General features: G+C 38.0%; 17 protein-coding genes. 13 read left to right on the forward strand and 4 right to left on the reverse strand.

Going from position 1 to position 20385, the window contains the following annotated elements:
* Positions 1 to 147 precede the first annotated feature (147 nt).
* Complete coding sequence (locus tag NYE63_RS10345) at positions 148 to 720, forward strand: hypothetical protein (RefSeq protein WP_342605050.1); 573 nt, start codon at positions 148 to 150, stop codon at positions 718 to 720.
* Between the two features lie 157 nt (positions 721 to 877).
* Here the strand turns inward: NYE63_RS10345 and NYE63_RS10350 are convergent, their stop codons facing one another.
* Positions 878 to 1294 carry a PaaI family thioesterase gene (locus NYE63_RS10350; RefSeq protein WP_148359348.1) on the reverse strand — a complete coding sequence of 139 codons (417 nt, stop codon included), beginning with the start codon at positions 1292 to 1294 and terminating at the stop codon, positions 878 to 880.
* A 751-nt stretch (positions 1295 to 2045) separates the two neighbouring features.
* Between NYE63_RS10350 and NYE63_RS10355 the strand changes: the two genes are divergently transcribed.
* The 11 genes from NYE63_RS10355 (at position 2046) to NYE63_RS10405 (ending at position 15628) form a co-directional block, all read left to right on the forward strand.
* Complete coding sequence (locus tag NYE63_RS10355; RefSeq protein ID WP_342605051.1) at positions 2046 to 2900, forward strand: MurR/RpiR family transcriptional regulator; 855 nt, start codon at positions 2046 to 2048, stop codon at positions 2898 to 2900.
* Positions 2901 to 2943: 43 nt separating this feature from the next.
* Complete coding sequence (locus NYE63_RS10360) at positions 2944 to 4074, forward strand: amidohydrolase (protein ID WP_342605052.1); 1131 nt, start codon at positions 2944 to 2946, stop codon at positions 4072 to 4074.
* Positions 4075 to 4110: 36 nt separating this feature from the next.
* A complete protein-coding gene (locus NYE63_RS10365) occupies positions 4111 to 5595 on the forward strand; it encodes an amino acid permease (protein ID WP_063235476.1) in 1485 nt (494 codons plus the stop codon).
* Positions 5596 to 5754: 159 nt separating this feature from the next.
* Positions 5755 to 6585 (forward strand): GNAT family N-acetyltransferase, encoded by an 831-nt coding sequence (locus tag NYE63_RS10370; protein ID WP_342605053.1) that lies wholly within the window; start codon positions 5755 to 5757, stop codon positions 6583 to 6585.
* Positions 6586 to 6698: 113 nt separating this feature from the next.
* Positions 6699 to 7814 (forward strand): o-succinylbenzoate synthase, encoded by a 1116-nt coding sequence (menC, locus tag NYE63_RS10375; RefSeq protein ID WP_342605054.1) that lies wholly within the window; start codon positions 6699 to 6701, stop codon positions 7812 to 7814.
* A gap of 316 nt (positions 7815 to 8130) precedes the next feature.
* On the forward strand, positions 8131 to 10104 hold the full coding sequence (locus NYE63_RS10380; protein ID WP_342605055.1) for a transporter substrate-binding domain-containing protein: 1974 nt from the start codon (positions 8131 to 8133) through the stop codon (positions 10102 to 10104).
* A 19-nt stretch (positions 10105 to 10123) separates the two neighbouring features.
* Entirely contained in the window at positions 10124 to 11479 is a 1356-nt protein-coding gene (locus NYE63_RS10385) for a sigma-54 dependent transcriptional regulator (RefSeq protein ID WP_342605056.1), read from the forward strand.
* A 366-nt stretch (positions 11480 to 11845) separates the two neighbouring features.
* Positions 11846 to 12799, forward strand: a complete 954-nt coding sequence (gene hutG, locus NYE63_RS10390; RefSeq protein ID WP_342605057.1) for a formimidoylglutamase — start codon at positions 11846 to 11848, stop codon at positions 12797 to 12799.
* A complete protein-coding gene (gltS, locus tag NYE63_RS10395) occupies positions 12796 to 13989 on the forward strand; it encodes a sodium/glutamate symporter (RefSeq protein ID WP_342605058.1) in 1194 nt (397 codons plus the stop codon). Before hutG ends, gltS begins: the two co-directional genes overlap by 4 nt.
* A 480-nt stretch (positions 13990 to 14469) precedes the next feature.
* Complete coding sequence (locus tag NYE63_RS10400) at positions 14470 to 15084, forward strand: HutD family protein (RefSeq protein ID WP_342605059.1); 615 nt, start codon at positions 14470 to 14472, stop codon at positions 15082 to 15084.
* 340 nt (positions 15085 to 15424) lie between these two features.
* Positions 15425 to 15628: an NlpC/P60 family protein gene (locus NYE63_RS10405; RefSeq protein WP_342605060.1), complete on the forward strand. Its 204-nt coding sequence runs from the start codon at positions 15425 to 15427 to the stop codon at positions 15626 to 15628.
* A 158-nt stretch (positions 15629 to 15786) separates the two neighbouring features.
* Here the strand turns inward: NYE63_RS10405 and NYE63_RS10410 are convergent, their stop codons facing one another.
* From NYE63_RS10410 to NYE63_RS10420, 3 genes are all read right to left on the reverse strand, one after another.
* Positions 15787 to 16011, reverse strand: a complete 225-nt coding sequence (locus NYE63_RS10410) for a twin-arginine translocase TatA/TatE family subunit (protein ID WP_230162983.1) — start codon at positions 16009 to 16011, stop codon at positions 15787 to 15789.
* A gap of 117 nt (positions 16012 to 16128) precedes the next feature.
* A complete protein-coding gene (locus NYE63_RS10415; protein WP_342605061.1) occupies positions 16129 to 17298 on the reverse strand; it encodes a ZIP family metal transporter in 1170 nt (389 codons plus the stop codon).
* A 17-nt stretch (positions 17299 to 17315) separates the two neighbouring features.
* The gene (locus NYE63_RS10420) at positions 17316 to 18332 is read right to left on the reverse strand and encodes a multicopper oxidase domain-containing protein (protein ID WP_342605062.1); all 1017 of its coding nucleotides are present in this window, start codon (positions 18330 to 18332) and stop codon (positions 17316 to 17318) included.
* A 720-nt stretch (positions 18333 to 19052) separates the two neighbouring features.
* Here NYE63_RS10420 and NYE63_RS10425 point away from each other — a divergent pair.
* A complete protein-coding gene (locus NYE63_RS10425; protein WP_328168004.1) occupies positions 19053 to 19895 on the forward strand; it encodes a YitT family protein in 843 nt (280 codons plus the stop codon).
* Positions 19896 to 20385: the final 490 nt, after the last annotated feature.

Here is a 20385-nt window from a genome sequence, read left to right on the forward strand (position 1 = left end):
TACAAGCCTTTTTATAATAAAGACATATCATATAACGAAGGGGAAATCTTGAAAAACTGAGAACATGCATTTATTCTTCTATTGTTTTTTCATCCAAGGAACCCCATCTCTCTATTAACAAATTTTTAAAAAGGAGACGTTTAGGGAATGTGGCCATTTGACAATGGTGAGGAAAGGATACATCAGCCGAATAAAAGTACAATGCTGTCCCGGCAAGAGATAAAAGCCATAGAGTCCTGGATATCTCAAATAGGGATATTCCAATTTTATAAAACAGTTGGACAAAAAATGTCTACTGCCAGAAAAACGCTAAAGTTCAAGTATAAAATCATTGGGCATGGATTTAACCGGGTCGTCTATGATTTAAATAATGGCTATATATTAAAAGTGGCATTTTCAGAAGTAGGCTTAATAAGCAATGCAAATGAAGCCTATTTATATAATAACTGTAATGAGGAAGTCAAAAAGTATTTATGTCCGGTTAAGGAGCATGGGACGGGCTGGATTATCATGAAGAAGGTGGACACGAAAGTGCCGTTTGCAATCAAGGAATATACGAAACTGATCAAATTGGAATTAAAATTCCTGAGGTACGGTATTATACCAATAGATTTGCGTTTAGATAATGTCGGATATAACGAGAATGATGAAATGGTTGTCATTGATTATGGTCTATTCACCATGGATCTCAAAAGCCCTGTGCTGCGATGGTTTGTTTGATGCTGTGTCTGCCCAAAGAAAATATAAAATGGAAATTACATTAATGTGATTTGGCGAAGCGGTGAATCTTGTGGACGTTCTTGATTTTATCGAATTGTCTAAATGAAAGAAGCATGTTACGACGGGCTTTTTTGTGCAACATGCTTTTTTATCATGTTTAAAGGACCATAACTGATGACACAACGCTTGCCACCTTTTTATCATTTTGAAATAAATCTGCGAGTACATAAGCTGTTTTTTTTCCGATTCGGTCTACTTTTGCTTCAACCTGTACGTCTCCTAATCTTACTGGTCGATGAAAGGTAGTATGTAAATCAATGGATGCGAAGGATTGTCCGATACTTAATTTAGATGATATCGCATAAGCCATTATAATATCTGCTGCAGAAGTGACAAATCCACCCATAGCAACACCATTTCCGTTGATGAATTTTTCATCTACTTTCCATACTCCCCTTGCAATTCCATCATGGGCATAATTTGCTTCTATCTGTAACGTTAGATCACAATTCGGAGGTTGTTTCCCCTCCGTTATAACTTGTAAAAGTTCGTGTCCTTTAAGTGATTTCCCCATTGAATTGCCCCCCTTGAAAAAGTTGAAACTACAATACAGAATATTCTAACATATTTCTTGATATTAGATGTCAATGAAGTTGTCAACTTTACAAATAAAGTAATTAAACAATGAAGAAGGGAGCGGATTATCTGAAATCAACTGGAATGTTTTATTTGATTGTTTGTAAAATCAGAACATTGATTTCCACTCCAGGCACTCGCTTTCCGCGGGCGGTCCGCCCTCGGCGCTCTTTGCGCCTGCGGGGTCTCCGTTGGACGCGCTTTTCTAAGCAGGAGTCTCGTACCTTCCGTTCCAATCAACTGGAATGTTTTATAGAAAAAAATTGTAGGCAAACTGGCGTTTCTTCGAATTTGTCTATAGTCTGGAGAATCCGAATGATCTCATCCAAAACCAAGGTAATAAAAGAAGACTTGGTCATCCTTCATGGATTTTCACTATATAGAATGATACCTCAATAGATTGAAGAAATTTACGACACTCCTGCCGATTAACTGTGGCCAAGACACCACCGACGCTTGCGGCGAGGAGACTTGGCAGACAGTCGGCGGAAAGGGAGCGGAATTTCTGAAATCAACTGGAATATTTTTTTATAAAGAACTGTAGGGAAATTTGAAATTAACAATTATCAAAAAAATCAAAAACCTTCTTCTATTTCTAAAAAAATTGTGATAGTGTATAAAACAAAGAAGTATTACCTTCATCATTTTATTGAAAAGAAGTATTTAATTCATCAGAAAGGGGTTATATTTTGGAACATCTTCCTTTTAAATTATTAGTAAAGGAAAAATTTGACCATCTATCGGCAGGTCAAAAAAAAGTTGCCGCATACCTGATTGAAAATTTGGATGAGGCTGCCTTTAAAACGGCATTTCAAATTGGTAGGGAAGCGGAGGTTAGTGAAACGACGGTCATTCGGTTTTCCTATTCCTTAGGATTTGAAGGATTTAGTAGAATGCAGGCCAGGATTCAAAAACAGCTGCTGCACCAGAATCAAATAGACATATCCAATAATGATTCCATTCTCCGCATTGATGATAAGCAAGATCCATTTACTAAAGTGATAGAAAACGAAGTTCATATTTTAAGACATCTATTAGATCATACGAACGTTCAGGATATCTGGAAAGCAGTCGATGTCCTGATCCAGGCTGACCAAATATTAATTGCAGGGCATCGGATTTCCCATGCTGCCGCCTATTGGTTCTCTTATACGCTAAGTTCATTAAGGGAAAATGTAAGTTTATGTTCACCAACAGGTGACTTCTATGAAAAGTTTTGTAATCTCACTAACAAGTCTGTCGTAGTGGTTTTTTCCTTTCCAAGATATGCGAATGAAACATTAAAAGTTGCGGAATGTGCCAAAGAACAAGGAGTTTCTTTAATTTCAGTTACAGACCGCCTCCTGTCACCTGTTGGCCGCATCTCTGATATTGCACTGACAACTGAAGAAAACGCAGAGACCGGAACCAATTCAATCGCTTCCGTTATTAGCTTATTGGACTTGGTTATTGCAGGCATACATCAAAAAGACGCAAAACGGATATATACCCATCAGCAAAAGTTAGAAAGGCTATATTCAAGTTATGAAGTGTTTAATGAATGAGTTTTTAATAAAGTTAAAATTCTTGTAAAGGAGACGCATCATCATGAACCCGAATCAATATATTGATCAGCAACAAGAATCATTGAAAAAGTCCTACCATGACCTGCATTCTTTGGCTGAGCCAAGCTGGCAGGAGGAAAGGACGTCTAGCTATATAATTAATTGTCTTAAGAAAGCGGGAATAACCCTAAAAACATTTCAAAGCCATTATGGAGTCATTGCCGAGATTCCAGGCATCTCAAAAAAGGTTGTGGCATTAAGGGCTGATATGGATGCACTTGTTCAGGAAGTAGATGGTGTTGTAAAGGCCAATCATTCATGTGGACACGATGCACATAGCACAATGGTTTTATATACAGCATTGTCCATTGCCTCCAGCGGAATCCGGCCTAAACACACTCTCCGATTTATATTTCAGCCTGCGGAAGAAAAAGGAGAAGGCGCTCTTCAAATGATCAATGATGGCGCGCTGGAGAATGTTACATATTTATTCGGGGTACATGTAAGACCCAGTACGGAGGTTCCTTATATGAAAGCTTCCCCCGTCATTGTCCATGGTTCTGCCGAAACAATAAGGGGAACAATCAAAGGTATTCAGGCCCATGCATCCCGTCCGCAAGATGGAATAAATGTCATCGAGGCAGCAGCTTTGCTTGTCCAAAAGTTACAGCAGATTAATCTGGAAACCGAAACTCCTTATTCCATCAAAATGACTCAATTTGAAACAAACAACAAAGCATCAAACGTTATCCCGGAAACAGCTGTCTTTGCAATTGATGCCAGAGCTCAGTCAAATGATGTTATGAATGAACTAAACCGCTTAACAAAGGAAGCTATTGACCAGACAATGGAACAAACTGAAACATCCATCTCATGGTCTGCGGAGGAATTCGTCCCAGCGGCGAGCTTGCATGAAAAAGCCATAAAGCTGGCTGAAATTGCAATAGGAGATATACTTGGGACGAAAAATGTTGTTCCAGTCTGTGTTTCTCAAGGAGGAGAGGATTTTCATTTTTATACAGCCCAAAATCCTGATATAACAGCAACCATGATAGGATTAGGCTGCGATTTAACGCCTGGTCTGCACCATCCGGATATGAAATTTAATCTAGAAGCACTTATTTATGGAACGAAAATTTTAATTAACACAGTAATGATGGCGGCAGGAGAATAAAATTTTTCACTTTAAAAATTAATGAAGGGGTGTTTTATGGAAAATACCGCACAAACATCACAAACTGGTGGCCAAGCAGCCACAGATGAAAAACAACTGGAGCGCAAGCTGAAACCAAGGCATCTTTCCATGATTGCAATCGGCGGAACCATTGGAACGGGACTATTTTTAGCAAGCGGTTCCATTATTCATACTGCTGGTCCGGGAGGAGCTGTAGCTGCCTATATAATTGCAGGAATCATGGTTTTCTTTCTGATGACAAGTTTAGCCGAAATGGCTGCCCTTATTCCTATTACAGGCTCTTTCAGTACCTATACATCAAGGTTTGTCGACCCGGCATTAGGATTTGCGATCGGATGGAACTATTGGTATAACAATGCAATCGTGGTCGCTCTTGAATTAGCAGCTTCCTCCCTGATTATGAAATATTGGCTGCCTTCTGTTCCGGGCATCATTTGGAGCGCCTTATTTCTTGCAATAATATTTGGTCTGAATATTTTATCGGTAAAAGGATATGGAGAATCAGAATTCTGGTTTGCCATTATAAAGGTTTTAACGATTATCATTTTTATAGCAGTAGGTTTATTAATGATTGTAGGAATCATGGGAGGGGATGCAGTAGGTTTTGAAAATATCACCAAGGGAGAGGCACCGTTTAAAGGAGGCTTTTTATCCGTTATAAGTGTCTTTATGGTGGTTGGGTTTGCCTTTCAAGGCACAGAGTTAGTGGGAATTGCTGCCGGCGAGAGTGAAAACCCTAGAAAAAATATACCAAAGGCTATTAAGCAAATCTTCTGGAGACTGCTCTTGTTTTATGTATTGGCGATAATCGTGATTGGGTTTTTAATCAATTATAATGATCCGCGTTTGTTAAGCTCGGATATTGAAGATATTGCGGTAAGTCCCTTCACTCTAGTTTTTCAAAACGCAGGGCTTGCGATTGCTGCCTCCGTTATGAATGTGGTAATTCTTACTTCTGTTCTTTCTGCGGGCAATTCCGCCATGTACGGAGCTTCCAGGGTCCTTTGGGTGCTGGCTAAAGAAGGAAAAGCCCCTTCATTTCTAAAAAAAGTGAATTCAGGGGGCATTCCAGTGAACGCTGTGTACTTTTCTACCATCGTTGGGATGGCAGCTTTTCTAACCTCTCTTTTCGGTGAAGGCACTATTTATACTTGGTTATTAAATGCGGCAGGATTATCCGGCTTTATATCCTGGTTAGGAATTTCGATTACACATTATCGTTTCCGGAAGGCGTTCATTGCACAAGGAAGAGATTTGAAAGATTTACCTTATGTATCAAAATGGTATCCATTCGGTCCAATATTAGCAACATTTTTATGTGTTACGGCTATCCTGGGACAAAATTACTCTGCATTTTTCGGCCCTGAGATTGACTGGTATGGAATTTTAATTTCATATATCGGGCTTCCTTTATTTTTCCTGGCATTTCTAGGTTATAAAATCGTAAAGAGAACAAAAATGATTCCATTGCAAGAGGCTGATTTCAGTAAAGTGGAATAATCTCTTTGTAAAAAAAAAGTAGGAAATTATTTCATTTTAAGAAAAACTATTTAAATTATAGCTCCAGTGCCTAGCCACGACAAGCCGTCAGCTGAGGAACTAACTTGTCCATCTATGTTGGATGATCTAGGCGCTTGTGCTTTTCCTAGGAGGTTGACCATGACGAAAACACAGGAAATTGTAATTCGTTCTCTTCATAGAATTGAAGAGTTAGAGGATGTAAGAAAGCTAGAGTCTGGCATTTGGGGAGAAACCGACTCAATCCCTTCACACCAAACCATAACAGCAGTGAAAAACGGTGGTTTGGTTATAGGAGCTTATTGCGAAGGGAAGCTGATTGGATTTCAATACAGCTTTCCGGGATTCAATGGGCAATCAGCCTACCTTTGTTCACATATACTAGGAATAGATGAGCAATTTCGCAACAAAGGTATAGGGGAGAAGTTAAAGTTAGCACAACGTGAGGAAGCGATAAAGCTCGGCTATTCCCTTATTACTTGGACTTACGATCCATTAGAAAGTGTTAATGGGTACTTAAATATAGCCAAGCTTGGTGGGGTATGTGCCACATATATCGCAAACTGCTATGGTGAAATGGATGATCTATTAAACAGTGGAATTCCTTCTGACCGCTTCCTTGTCGAATGGCATATTGGCAAAAAAGATACAACGGATTCTAGTGGAAGGGGAATATCGCTGGACTTTGTGATAGAAAACTCGCTTATTCAATGGGATACCATTGAAAAGGGAGTGCCTGTTCCTACTTTCACTCTTCCGCTGCCTGAACAAGAATGTGATACAGCTTTTGTGGCCATTCCAAAGGACTTCCGAACAATAAGAGTCACAAATATTCAAGCGGCCAATGAATGGCGATTGAAAACCAGGGACATTTTTACCGATTTATTTCAGCAAGGATGGCAGGTAACGGATTTTATAAAGAATTCCATGACCGAAATTCCCGTTCAATTTTATATGCTAACAAGGAAATGAACTAGTAAGGATTAATATAATGTTTAGTAATTTCAGGCTGCTTCAGCCTATTAAATAAAAAATTGGTAAGACTGTGTCTTTTAACAGTTTTATCACAAAAGGAGAATTTCCAAGTGAAAATTAAACAAGTTATTCTACGACATCTTAAGCTGGACTTGCTTGAACCTTTTACAACTAGCTTTGGGACGGAATACGATAGGGATTTTATCCTTGTAGAAGCCAAAAGCGATGATGGAATTTCCGGTTGGGCTGAATCGGTTGCGATGCTCGACCCTCTGTATAATGAAGAGACCTTAAAAACAAACTGGCATATACTCGAGGATTATCTGATTCCAATTATTCTTAAAAATGAAATCAAACATCCGGATGAACTCTCTGAAAAATATTTCACCCATATTCGCGGCAATTATATGGCAAAAGCCGCTTTAGAGGGGGCTGTATGGGACTTGTATGCGAAAAAGCAAAATGCTTCTCTCTCGAGTGTGTTAGGTGGAACAAAAAAGAAAATTGAAGTAGGGGTAAGCATCGGAATAAAGGACTCGATCGATTCGACTCTAGATATGATTGAAGCTTGTCTACGTGAAGGCTATAAACGTTTTAAACTTAAAATCAAACCGGGCTGGGATGTTGAATTAATAGACAAGGTCCGAAAAGTATATCCTGAAATCCCGCTCATGGCAGATGCAAATTCAGCTTATACATTGCAAGATATTGACCGGCTACTCGCCTTGGATGATTTTAATTTAATGATGATAGAACAACCGCTTGCCTATAATGATATCATTGACCATGCAGATTTACAGTCAAGGTTAAAAACACCTATTTGCCTCGATGAAAGCATTCACTCATTAGAGGATGCAAGGAAAGCAATTAAATTAGGCAGCTGTAAAATTATTAATATTAAGATTGGCCGTGTTGGAGGTTTGACTGAATCCAAGAAAATCCATGATTTATGTCTTGAACATGAAATTCCGCTATGGTGTGGGGGGATGCTGGAATCAGGCATTGGAAGAGCGCATAATATTGCAATCACTTCACTGCCAAACTTTACTCTTCCTGGAGATACCGCAGCTTCCTCCCTCTACTGGGCAGAAGATATTATTGACCCTGAAGTTACAGTGGAAAACGGAATAATCATGGTTCCAGAATTGCCCGGAATTGGCTATGAACCAAGCGTGGAAAAAATTGATAAGTATACTATACACAGTCAAACATTTAATTTAAGTTAGAAGTTGAAAGAAACGCGTAGGGTAGTTCCTACTACAACATCTATTTTCCTTACATAAAGGCATGATTCCCCAAGAAGGGAGCATGCCTTTTTTTATTTACAAACCATTTACCACTCAATATTGTAATTGGACATTCTGCTATGTTTAGAATCTCCATTATCCAAGCTTCGTATGAAGTGATTTGGTTCAAGCGTTATGAGATGCACTTTAGCTTTTCTTATATACTTTAAAAAGTTATCATAATAGAGTCTCTGTACATTGTATATATACACATTCATGATACAAAACTGTATGTATAGATAAAAGGAGTGAGGCGATGCGAAATTTACATATTATCTGTGCCGTTATAACCGTCTTCCTTTTCTTTTTTGGCTGTTTCTTTCCTTTAACAGTGTATTCGGAAGCCCCAAAAGTGATAAGGGTTGCAGGGGATAATAACTTTCCGCCTTTCGAATACTTGAGCGATTCGGGAGTTTATACCGGTTTTAATGTGGATATAATGAACGCCATTTCTATCGAGACAGGCATTAGGTTCGAATACTATCCTATGCCTTGGAATGAGGCAGTACAAGCTATGCGCTCAGGAAGAGTGGATGCGATTCAAGGTATGAAGTACAATCAGGAACGTGAAGAAAGTTATGATTTTTCTGCTCCGTATTTCACAAGTTCACAAGGGATTTTTGTGTTGAAAGATAACATGTATATCCGAAAAATTGAAGATCTTAAAGGCCGGAAAGTAGCCGTACAAAAAGGTGATGTTGCCAGCGGTCTATTAAGCAAGGTCGATCGTTTGGAATTGGTGGAAACTAATAATCAACAAGAAGCCGTTCAGTCGTTGATCGACGGAAAAGTGGATGCTTTCATTGGAAATCGGATTACGGGTCAATATTTCTTACAGAAAAATGAGCAGCAATCACTCATTAAGATTGTCGGTGAGTCACTTGAAACCACAAATTATGCTGTAGCTGTGATGCCGAAAAACAAAGAGTTGCTGACACTTTTCAATCAGGGAATTTCTCAAATAAAGAAAGATGGAACGTATGACAAGATAGAGAAAAAGTGGTTCGGGGAATATATACTGCCGAATACTCAACGACTACGCAAAACGCTGTTGTATTTGGAAATTGGTCTTTTTCTTACCTTCATTGTAATTTCTCTCATCTTATGGTGGAATCTCAGCCTTAAACGAGAAGTAGCTAAGCGAACCGAGCAAATTGAGCACGTGAATAAAGACTTGGAGGAGAAGATGCTGCTACTTGAGGAAAACATCCACTTTCAGCAGCAAGTATTAAACAGTGCCTACAGTTCACTAATTACACTGAATCAGCAAGGTCTTGTATCAATGATTAATGTTAGGGCCATGGAATATTTGGAGTTGGACGGTAATGTTGTTAGAAAACCTTTTCAGGATCTGCCCATTGCCTGTTTTATCCCAGAGAAGGTGATTAAGGCTGCGTTAGAGAAAAAGAGAGTATTCTTACAAAAGAAAACGGTGTGGTCTCAGTATGCGAGCAAAAAAAGGCATATTACTTACAGCGTGTATCCAATTCAGACTATGGGGGGAGAAAGTGTTGGTGCGGTGTTGAATTTTTTCGATATTACGGAACAAAAACAGCTTGAGAGAAAAGTGGCTCAAGATGACCGATTGCGTTCATTGGGACAACTCGTGGCGGGTATCGCTCATGAGATAAGAAATCCGTTAACGGCGATCCTTACCTATACGCAATTACTGCCGAAAAAATTTGCAAGCGCAGATTTCCGTAAGTTCTTTTCCGAACAGGTTACTAGTGAAATTACCCGACTTAATACATTGATTAACGATTTGCTCGATTACGCTCGCCCTAAAAAATCAGAGCCTGCCACTTTTTCGCTGAATGAGACCATGGAAGGGATTGAGCTATTGCTTAAGCCGAAAATCAAAGAAAAAAACCTGCGTATTGTTCGTGAGTTCGCTGGAGAAATTCAGACAACTGCAGATACACAGCAGATCAAACAAGTACTGGTGAACGTCATTCTCAATGCCATTCAGGCGTCCAATATAGGGGGAACCCTTATTTTCCGGGCATATTATCGGGATATGTTCACCGTCGTTGAAATCGAGGATGAAGGCATCGGCATTTCGGAAGAAGACATTGATAAGATCTTTGAACCGTTTTATACCAGGAAACCAAACGGGGTCGGGCTTGGTCTTTCTATTTCGTATCAGCTTGTCAAAGAAAACGATGGTACTATTGAGACAAGAAGTGAAGAAGGAAAGAGAACAGTGGTGACCATTTGTTTAAAGCATTAATAGAGAAAGGGTGAAGACGATGCACGATATCATGATTATTGATGATGAGCCAACCATTTGTCAGTCACTTACGTTTGCATTGGAAGACCAGTATCACGTTTATTCGTTTACAGACCCACGTGAAGCGCTTCCACTTCTCGAAAGAGCAGAAATCGCCATCGTTTTGCTGGATTTGAAAATCGGGGAATACAATGGGATGGAAGTGTTAGAAGAAATCAAGCGCCTCTCCCCCTCGACAGTTGTCATCATGATGACGGCCTATGGTACCATACCATCTTCCGTAGAAGCAATGCGTAAGGGGGCGTTTTCATACGCAACAAAGCCTCTTCATATTGATGAATTGGAAGTGCTGATGCAAAAAGCAGAAGAAGTGTATACCCTTCAGTCCAAAGTGAAATGGCTGAGTGAAGAATTAGATAAGGTGGCAGGTGTGAACGGCCTTATCGGTGAAAGTTTGGCAATGCGCAAAATATTCTCCCTAATCGAAAAAGTGAAGGATATCGATTCTAACATTCTCATAGAAGGGGAAAGTGGAACCGGTAAAGAAGTCGTCGCCAGAACGATCCATAATCAAAGCAAGCGCAGAAACAAAAAGTTTCAGGCAATTAATTGTGCCGCCATTCCGACTCACCTGTTGGAATCAGAACTATTTGGATACGAAAAGGGCGCATTTACAGGGGCGACACAGCGGAAATATGGACTTTTTGTGTTGGCGGAAGGAGGAACAATCTTTCTTGACGAAATCGGTGAGATGGATTTGGCGCTGCAGGGGAAAATTTTGCGCGTTCTACAAGAGAGAAAGGTAATGCCCGTTGGAGGGATAGAAGAAGTCAGCATCGATGTCCGTATTATTGCTGCGACAAACAGAGACTTGGTCAAAGAAGTAAAAGAAAATCGATTTCGTGAAGATTTATATTACAGATTAAATGTGATTCCGATTCACCTTCCTGCTTTACGTGAACGAAAAGAAGACATTCCGTTGTTGTTGGAATTTTTCATTGCAAAAATCGGTGATAGAATGGGAAAACCTGTAGAAGGAATTTCCCATGAAGCGCTGCAGCTTTTACAGCAATATGACTTCCCAGGAAATATTCGGGAACTGCAGAACGTGATTGAAAGAGCAATTGCGCTTACGAATGAGTCTTATATACAGAAAGCCGATTTACCTTCCGATATCCAAAAAAGTTCGCGCGCATTTTTCGGCAACACTTTAATCCCTGTCTATGTCGGCGAACCGCTTGAGGAAATCGAAAAAAGAGTGATTCTTCATAACCTTGCCGCTTTTAACGGTCATCAAAGGAGGACCGCGCAAACAATTGGCATCGGTGAGAGGACTTTGCGAGACAAGCTGAAGAAATATCGGGAAGAAAAGTAGGCGGAAATTGCCGAGCGGCAATTTTCGCCTACTTTTTATTTTGCATATATCTTAATTATCCACTGTTTTTAAGGCGATGAACCTGGCATGAAACTTGCTTGATTAATATTGCAGTACAACCATTAAGCAGAATGGAGGGAATATAGATATTACACCATAATGGTCTACAGTGCTGGACTGGGAGTTACAGTGCAGCGGAAGCGGGGATGTGCAAAATGCATCAGGTTGTATAAGTCAATAGCCTATCAGCGTTTAACGAAAACTAAAAGGAAAAGCCATTGCACCTGATCTTTTATTATTGTACAACCCGAAATTGATTGGCGATTGCACATATGAAGTATTTTTATTAATGGGGAGGAAAAATAAATGTATGCGTTACCAAATATGGATTTATGGAAAGGCAGAACAGATAGTCTAATAGACAAAGATGAATTTAGAATTCATCAAATAGTTAAAGATAATCAAATAACATCAATAAATAAAACATGTGGAATAATAGGGTTCTCTTGTGAAGAAGGCGTACGCAGGAATAAAGGAAGACTTGGAAGCAAAGAAGCTCCGAATGAAATACGTAAATCCTTATCTTCTTTATCTTGGCACGGCCAATCAGCAGATAGTCTAGTTGATTTCGGAAATATCATTTGTGAAAATCAACAGTTAGAAGCAGCACAAGCTGAATTAGGAAGTCACGTAGAGAAAATATTAACTAAAAATATGTTTCCTGTTATATTGGGGGGCGGACATGAAACCTTTTATGGTCATTATCTAGGAATTAGGTCGAGTGTTGGACCCAATGCTAAAATAGGCATTCTTAACATTGATGCGCATTTTGACTTACGCTCTTATGAGGAAATAACTTCTTCCGGAACGATGTTTAAACAAATATTAGAGCATGATCAGCAAGCTAGTTATTTGCCTATTGGCATTCAACGTTATGGAAATACAAAAAAATTATTTGACACTGCAACTTCGCTTGGTTGTTCTTGGATATTGGAAGAAGAATTAGTAGATGAGATTTCTGAGGAAAATGAAAATAAAATTCTGAATTTTATAAATCAACATGATTATATTATATTAACACTTTGTATGGATGTAATAAACGCTTCTGAAGCACCAGGTGTTAGTGCACCTTCCTCATTTGGTCTTACTGGAAAAATAGTTAGAAAATTAATTCGTAAAATTACTTCACATACGAAAACTATTTCATTTGATATCTGTGAAGTAAATCCATCATTAGATTGTGATAATCGCACTGTAAAACTAGCTGCAAACCTAATAAATGAAGTATTCATGAGTGTGGAAAGGAGATTGACAAAATGAGCATCGAGATTAATCAAACGATCACTATTTTTTTAGCGATACTGCTTTTAGCAATAGGCGGGATTATCGTTAAAAAAGTCAAATTATTTAAACACTTTTGTATCCCTGCACCTGTTGTTGGGGGATTACTTTTTGCAATAGTCGCTACAAGTCTTAAAACCTTTCTAAACGTAACGATTTCATTAGATACGACACTCCAGGGATTATTTATGTTAACATTTTTTACGACTGTTGGATTGGGTGCCAGTTTTCAACTAGTAAAAGTCGGCGGTAAATTATTATTAATATATTGGTTATTATGTGGGTTTTTGGCCTTTGCTCAAAATTTAATTGGCATTTCTTTAGCACCCGTTTTTGGGATTGATCCATTGATTGGTATGATGGCAGGAGCAATTTCCATGGAAGGGGGTATTGGTGCAGCTACAGCATTTGGTGGAACCATTGAATCACTAGGAATTCAATCTGCCCAAGCAATTGGAATAGCAGCAGCTACTTTAGGATTAGTATTTGGTGGATTAGTTGGAGGTCCCACTGTAAAGTATCTAATTAATAAACACAAATTAACACCAAGCAAAGAAGATATTGAAATTCAGGAAAAGAAAGAAATGGAAGACAAAATAGAATTAAATGTAGCTTCATTTATGAAACAAGTATTAATACTGACATTTTGTATGGCTTTAGGTTCATATCTAGGAGAGTTATTTTCGGCGAAGACAGGCTATGTTTTACCGAATTATGTTGGAGCAATGATAGTGGCTGTAATTGTTCGGAATATTTTAGATAAAATAAATGGAAAAATTATCGAAATGCCTAGTATTAATTTTATTGGAGATATTACTTTAGGTATTTTCTTATCAATGGCTTTAATGAGTATAAAACTATGGGAAGTTGCTGACCTTGCTTTACCTATTATTTTAATTGTGGTGATACAAGTAATATTCATTATACTTTTAAGTATATTCATCATGTTTCGTTTCCTTGGCAAAAACTACGATGCGGCTGTTATGGTTGGAGGGTTTATCGGACATGGTATAGGGGCTACGCCAAATGCTATGGCCAATATGTCAACAATCACTGCTAAATATGGACCTTCAAGTAAAGCGTATTTAATCGTTCCGATAGTGGGTGCATTTCTAATAGATGTTTTTGCCATGCCAATTATCATTATAAGTATTAATCTATTTAAATGATAATTTGACTTTATTATGGAATGAATTTCATATATGCTAGCCTTTGTTTATCGGGGTTATTAATGCACGAAAAAAGTGGTTTTAGTGCAAAGCCCGAAATGGTCAAAATAAAATAAAATAAGAATATAGTTTTAATACCGAATATTTTTATACCAAAAACATTCGGTATTGATTTTTTTATATCGAAATTGTCCATGAGTAGGTAATTCACAATGGTTTTTCTGTATGCATTATTAATGCAGCAGAACCCCATCAATTTAAAGTAGGGTATGAGCGAGCTTGTGTGTATCGTATCGTTTCACATCATGATCTAGTAAGAATGAATTTATGCTACGATGATCAGAGACCAGTAGACTTAAGCTCAGTTATGGCTCTATGTTAATCGTATCCACCCTATTGGCAATACACCAATCTTGATCTGCACTCTGGTCTATATTGTTTTCAACTGAATTAAAGTAATAATAAAAGGGGAGAAAATAGTTGTCATATTCACTAAAAATAATAAGAAAAAGTGAACAAATAACTAGTCTTTGGTCAGGTGGTAAAACAACTCAACTTGGAATTTATCCTGAAGATGGAGATTACTCGAAGCGTGATTTCCAATGGCGGATAAGCACCGCAGATGTCGAGGTGGATGAATCCTTATTTACTCACCTTCCAGGCATTCAGAGAATCATAATGATCCTTGATGGTGAAATGTTGCTGCAACATAAGGGAAAGCACCGTGTGCATTTACACCCATTTGAACAGGATCGGTTTGATGGAGGCTGGACAACCCGAAGTATTGGGAGGGTTACGGACTTTAATTTGATGTTAGCAGAAGGATGCGAAGGAGACCTTAGCACGATTCATTTGAATAATGGAATCCATTCTGAAGTGTTGGATAATGGGGAATCTTTGAAACGATTCGACGCCTATTATTGTTTCAAAGGAAAAAGCAGAATGAGTATAGATGAAAAAGAGACTATTGTTTTAGAGCAAGGTGACTTCGTAATCTTAAACATAGATCATTTATGCAACAATTTAAATATAAAGTTATCCAATTACGAAGACGACTCATCTGCAACCATTATAAAGGTAAGTATTTTTTATTGATAGAAATTCTGGTTTTAGTGCAATAAACATTCACTAGAAGTATAGTATTCATTCAAATTTTGCGGTAAAAGGCATTTCCAAATAACTTTTGTAGGAGAGCTGCAGTCAAAACGCGGATATATTACATAACCAAGACGAGTACGCTGCAATCGATCATGTAAAAGTACAGTCGTAAAGTTCCCAAAAAGTAAAGGTTTAAAGGTTGACGGTATTGTAGGTCCGAATATAAATAAAGTATTGGGTATGAAAAAGCAGACATCCAACGTAGCTAATGTGAATAAAACATGCAATAAATCTACAGCGATAGTGAGTGAAGCAAAAAAACATTTGAATGTACGGTATGTATGGGGTGGAACCACTCCTAAAGGTTTTCGATTGCAGCGGATTCCTAAAGTACGTATTCGAAAAAGGTGCAGGCGTCACTTTACCAAGAACGGTATCTGGAATTTATAAAAAGGGAGAAAAGTTGCCAGTTTATTTAGAGACTGGCTTTTATTTATTGTCCAATAAAGGATACGATATTGAGATGTCCTATGATGAATAAGGCTGCTGGTATAAACCCCCACCCATGCTATGTATCAAAGTAACTTTTGACCAAGTTTTTCCGAATGTTCAATAAGATTTATATCCTAGTTTTTCATGACGGGATACATCCTTTTAAAATGAAAAATAAATAGACGAGTTGCCTCGTCTACCCATTACTTATGAAACTGTTGATTCATCCTGCTTCTTTTCAACTGTCGTTAACTCAGGATTTCCCCCTTCATCTTTATCTTCTTCCTTTACTAACCCATTGGTTGCACTTTTGAATTCAGTTAAAGTACGTCCAAAAGCCCGGCCGATTTCCGGCAATTTCTTAGGACCAAAAATGATCAAGGCAATGATAAGTACTAAAATTAATCCAGGAATACCGATATTTGAAAACATATAGAATCAGCTCCTAATATTGAAATCCTACCGTTCGTAAAACATGGAAGTAGCATCGTGTCACTAGGTTGGATGCAGGCAAATGCCATTCAGGTGCTATACCACAACTTCAATCCCTTAAAATTTCACAAAAAATGCAGTAAAGTACATGATCAATAGTCCAATCGAGAATCCAGAAAGGTTTAACCATGAAACAGATGCTTCGTTATGTGTTCTATGATCTTCAATGAGCATTTTAGTTATTACATAAATTACTTGAAGAATGGCCCCTGCACCAATACCCAGGAACAAAGCGCCCCAAATTGGAGAGAAGATAAACCCGCCAACCCATGTACCTGCAATAGCGGGTGCGCCTGCAATAATTCCCAGTAATAGAAAGTCTCTGAATCGAGGTGAGGTCTTTAATAAAGGAGCAGCGATTCCAATACCTTCCGTAATGTTGTGAAGGGTAAATCCGATGATTAAAAAGGTTCCCAGAGCTGCTTCACCTAGGGAAAAGGAAGAACCAATAGCTAAACCTTCTCCAAAGTTATGAAGCCCTATTCCGGTAGCCATCAACAAAGCAAGACCTAAGGGAGAATATCCTTTCTTTTCTTGCTTTCTTTGTTGATACTGATCAAAGCCAATCAATAATAAGAAGGTTAAGGAAGCTCCAATAATCACAACCATATTGCCCTGAAAGACAGAAGGGGCTTCTGCACCAATCTCAAAGCCATCGGCTAGAGTCCCAACAAATAAAAATAAAAGCAGCCCAACCGTAAGTGCAAGGATCGCATTAATCCACTTTCGTGAGAAACGTTTCATAAATGGATACCACAACAACCCTAATGTGATCGGGACAATTCCAACGTAAAATCCTATTATGCCGTAGTTTAAAAAGTTGCTCCAGGTAGTTTCTGGGGTGAGTGTGGCAGCTGCAACTTCACCTTCCGTGATAATCCCATTCTCTGTGATTAGTTTAATGGCATGTGGATCACCTTCCACCCATGGGTAAGAGATGGTCACCTTTCCTTCTTCAAATCGTTCAAGTTTTGCTTGAGGAGAGACACTGAAATTCCACACCGAATCATTGACCATAACTTGAGATATCGTTAATGGTTTTGGTCCTGTATTACTAACCGATAATTCAAACCCGGTTTTAGTTATCTTGATGCGTTCAATATTCAAGACTTCAATCGGTGCAGCAGGATCTTTTTCTACACCTGCTCCATTCATTAGTACCCATCCAAGCATCCCTAATAGTAAAATTAACGGTATTAAACCAGTAATTAGCCATTTCCCCTTCATATTATTATCTCCCCTCTTTACTCGACCTCAAAAAATCCCATCCAGCCTAACTCAGCGAATTCGCTTACATGGGCATGAAACATATACATTCCCTTGAATGGAAAACGCACTTCTACAATTCCACGTTCTCCCTGACATTGCATGATGGTATCTGTGAACTGTGAGGGATTATCGTTTCTGCCTGTTGGATAGTACGTAAAGTAATTTGCATGTAAGTGAAACGAATTTAATAAGTCGAATTCTGTTAAATTACTTAGATAGATACGGACCAGTTGATCTTTTTTGATTTTAATAGGGTGATTCATAAATGCGAAGGCATAGCCATTCACGGTATAAAACTCGTTTTCACCATCTAAATCCAAGTCAAATCCATTCATAACCATGTTTAACTCTAATGCCGGCTCTCTTGGCTTTTTTGGATCAATAATAAAATTTCCATATAACCCTTTATGGATATGGCGAGCTAGGGGGAGTACATGGCAATGGTATATTTGCAAACCGTATGGTTTCGCTTCAAATTCGTACGTGAAATTTTGACCAGGAGAAATGGAAGTTAATCCGTCCATTGCAGGGGGATGGATTCCGTGAAAATGGATAGAGTGGGGATGGCTGCCCTCATTTAAAAAATGAAACCGCAAAAGATCACCTTCCGTACAACGAAAAGTTGGTCCTGGAATAGTTCCGTTGTATGTCCAGCCTGGGAATTTAATTCCTTTGGCAATTTCGATTTCCTTATCCATTGCCACGACTTCATATTCCCGGAGTGTTTGGCCGTCTGGCAACTTGGTAACTTTTCCATAATCAAACTTAGTAAGGAGCCGTTCAGCCATTTTATAACCAGTTGTTATTGTCTTATCACTCAGATTTGAATGATTGGAATGATTGCTCTTCTTATGAGACGAATCATTGGATGCCTGAGTCACAGTTGGAATTTGTGTCATTTTATTTAAGTAATAAGATCCAGCTATTCCAAACGCACCTGCAGTCCCCATCTTTAAAACATCTCTGCGGGAAACCTTTTTCTCATTAGACATTACTTGACCCCCTTCTAAAAAGTTTCCTTCAGGAAACTTTTTGTTGTATAAGCTATACTTTAAGGTGAGTACAAGTTTTATGTCAACTCTTTTTTTGGGCTATGTTGTATAAATTGTTGTAAAGGTGGGGAAATTCAAGCGTATTATGACTGGAGTGTTTTTTTATGCATCTTTAAATAAAACTATATGTGCTCTTATGACTCGGATTTTTTGTCAACTCTACAATGAGTCTCCTTTGGGATGTATTTAAGTAATTAACTATTTATTGTGGAGGAGAAGTCAGTGTGTCTTTATATGAAGAGTTACCTGATGATCTTTTAGCAGGCTTTTTTATGGAGATTAGCAAAAATATAAAAAGGAGCATTTTTTTCGAGGCTATGTATTATAAGATAGGTTTAATAAAGAGAGCTGCAAACAAGCGAGGACTTTCAGAAATGAACCTGAGAACGATTTATTCTAGGACCAGTCCTTGATTTATGGATTGGTGTTTTTATTTAGGTCCTCAGATAAATTATTATCCTCCCTTTGATATCATTAATTAATTGTCCTTGAATGGCTTACTGGGTAGTAGTATCGAAGTAGTGGTTTTGTATTGTGTACCAAACGGGTCAGATTGTTGAATAGTTTTTCCTACAAGTAGTATACGTTTAATAGAATTTTCATGTATAATTCTGAATGAGAATATTCTATTTTACCAATAAATTGAAGAAGGGATGCAATATGAGAAATAAAGGGAAATACCGTATTGTTATTGAGGTATTGAGTATTATATTTGGTAGCTTATTAATTGCTATTGGTGCAAATACATTATTAATTCCAGCTAATTTACTCTCTGGAGGAGTCATTGGGATTTGTATGATTTTGTACCACTTTTTTCATTGGTCAGTGGGAGTGCAGTATTTTATCTATAATATTCCACTTTTAATCTTAGGATATATCCATTTAGGGAAAAAATTTATCCTTTATACGATTCTTGCTGTTATTTCTGACACCATATTCTTACACTTTATCCCTATTCGTCTCATGTGGACAGAAAATGTTATTTTAGCTTCAATATTCGGGGGTATAGTTTCGTTTGCTGGCGGAGCCATCATGCTTCGTGTAGGAGGCTCAAATGGCGGATTAGATGTCCTTGGACGGATCATTGCTAAACACAAAAATCTGTCCATTTCAAAATTTGGTCTTATTGTTAATCTGATTATTGTTGCTATTTCTGCTGTAATCTTTGATGTTCAGGCAGCTATGTTTACCATTCTTTCGTTATATGTTGGAGCTAAAACGTATGAATCCTTACTTAATATGGCGGAAAGAAGTTCTGTAATTATTGTGACGGATAAGGGAGAAGAGATATCTGAAGCCCTCAATCAAGCGTTCCATCGCGGTGTTACATCTTGGGAAGCTTTAGGGGCTTACTCACATAGTGAAAAACAAGTCATACTTTGTGTGATCGTGAATATCCAGTGGGCAGAATTATGTCAAACTGTACAAAGTATAGATGATCATGCATTTATTTCAGCCATGCCAGCGCATAAAGTCATTGGTAATTTCAAAAACGTTTGGTAGAAAGTATAGAACCTGAATTTTTAAAGGATTCAGGTTCTATTTACATTTAAATATCGACATTTTCCAAAACATCCATATTAATGCGCAATAAATCTATTATGAGGAAGATAAAAAGGCATCTATGTGAACATCATAGATGCCTTTTATTTTATTAAGAATTGAAAGAGGAGAATATGCTTGTTTTTCGGTATGTCCTAAGATGTATTTTTATTTTGTAATTATCAATAGATTACCTTCTTGAAAGGGATATGATTTTAGAGAAGGACACCAAAGAAGTTTAATAAAAAACCGTTCTTAATGAACTAACGGGTCTTTACTTCATTAAGGGAGTTGCTTTGGCAGCTCTTTTTCTTATAGAGCTAATTTGGCAGTTAGTCCGATTCCTTAGTGTTTTAAGAAATTAGTTTTTCATTTGGGATTATCAAAGTCACCATTAGTGGAATAAGAAATGGAAGTAAAAAAGGAAGCAAACAAAAAAATAGCATGCCTA

Origin of the sequence: Peribacillus sp. FSL E2-0159 (assembly GCF_038643155.1) — a bacterium.
In the GTDB taxonomy this organism is placed as follows: domain Bacteria; phylum Bacillota; class Bacilli; order Bacillales; family DSM-1321; genus Peribacillus; species Peribacillus simplex.

Coding starts and splice junctions, on each gene's coding strand:
- NYE63_RS10365 (WP_063235476.1), top strand. CDS start 4,111: ATGGAAAATACCGCACAAACATCACAAACTGGTGGCCAAGCAGCCACA.
- NYE63_RS10345 (WP_342605050.1), top strand. CDS start 148: ATGTGGCCATTTGACAATGGTGAGGAAAGGATACATCAGCCGAATAAA.
- NYE63_RS10425 (WP_328168004.1), top strand. CDS start 19,053: ATGAGAAATAAAGGGAAATACCGTATTGTTATTGAGGTATTGAGTATT.
- NYE63_RS10405 (WP_342605060.1), top strand. CDS start 15,425: ATGTATGGGGTGGAACCACTCCTAAAGGTTTTCGATTGCAGCGGATTC.
- NYE63_RS10380 (WP_342605055.1), top strand. CDS start 8,131: ATGCGAAATTTACATATTATCTGTGCCGTTATAACCGTCTTCCTTTTC.
- NYE63_RS10360 (WP_342605052.1), top strand. CDS start 2,944: ATGAACCCGAATCAATATATTGATCAGCAACAAGAATCATTGAAAAAG.
- NYE63_RS10420 (WP_342605062.1), bottom strand. CDS start 18,332: ATGTCTAATGAGAAAAAGGTTTCCCGCAGAGATGTTTTAAAGATGGGG.
- NYE63_RS10415 (WP_342605061.1), bottom strand. CDS start 17,298: ATGAAGGGGAAATGGCTAATTACTGGTTTAATACCGTTAATTTTACTA.
- hutG (WP_342605057.1), top strand. CDS start 11,846: ATGTATGCGTTACCAAATATGGATTTATGGAAAGGCAGAACAGATAGT.
- NYE63_RS10370 (WP_342605053.1), top strand. CDS start 5,755: ATGACGAAAACACAGGAAATTGTAATTCGTTCTCTTCATAGAATTGAA.
- NYE63_RS10350 (WP_148359348.1), bottom strand. CDS start 1,294: ATGGGGAAATCACTTAAAGGACACGAACTTTTACAAGTTATAACGGAG.
- NYE63_RS10410 (WP_230162983.1), bottom strand. CDS start 16,011: ATGTTTTCAAATATCGGTATTCCTGGATTAATTTTAGTACTTATCATT.
- NYE63_RS10385 (WP_342605056.1), top strand. CDS start 10,124: ATGCACGATATCATGATTATTGATGATGAGCCAACCATTTGTCAGTCA.
- gltS (WP_342605058.1), top strand. CDS start 12,796: ATGAGCATCGAGATTAATCAAACGATCACTATTTTTTTAGCGATACTG.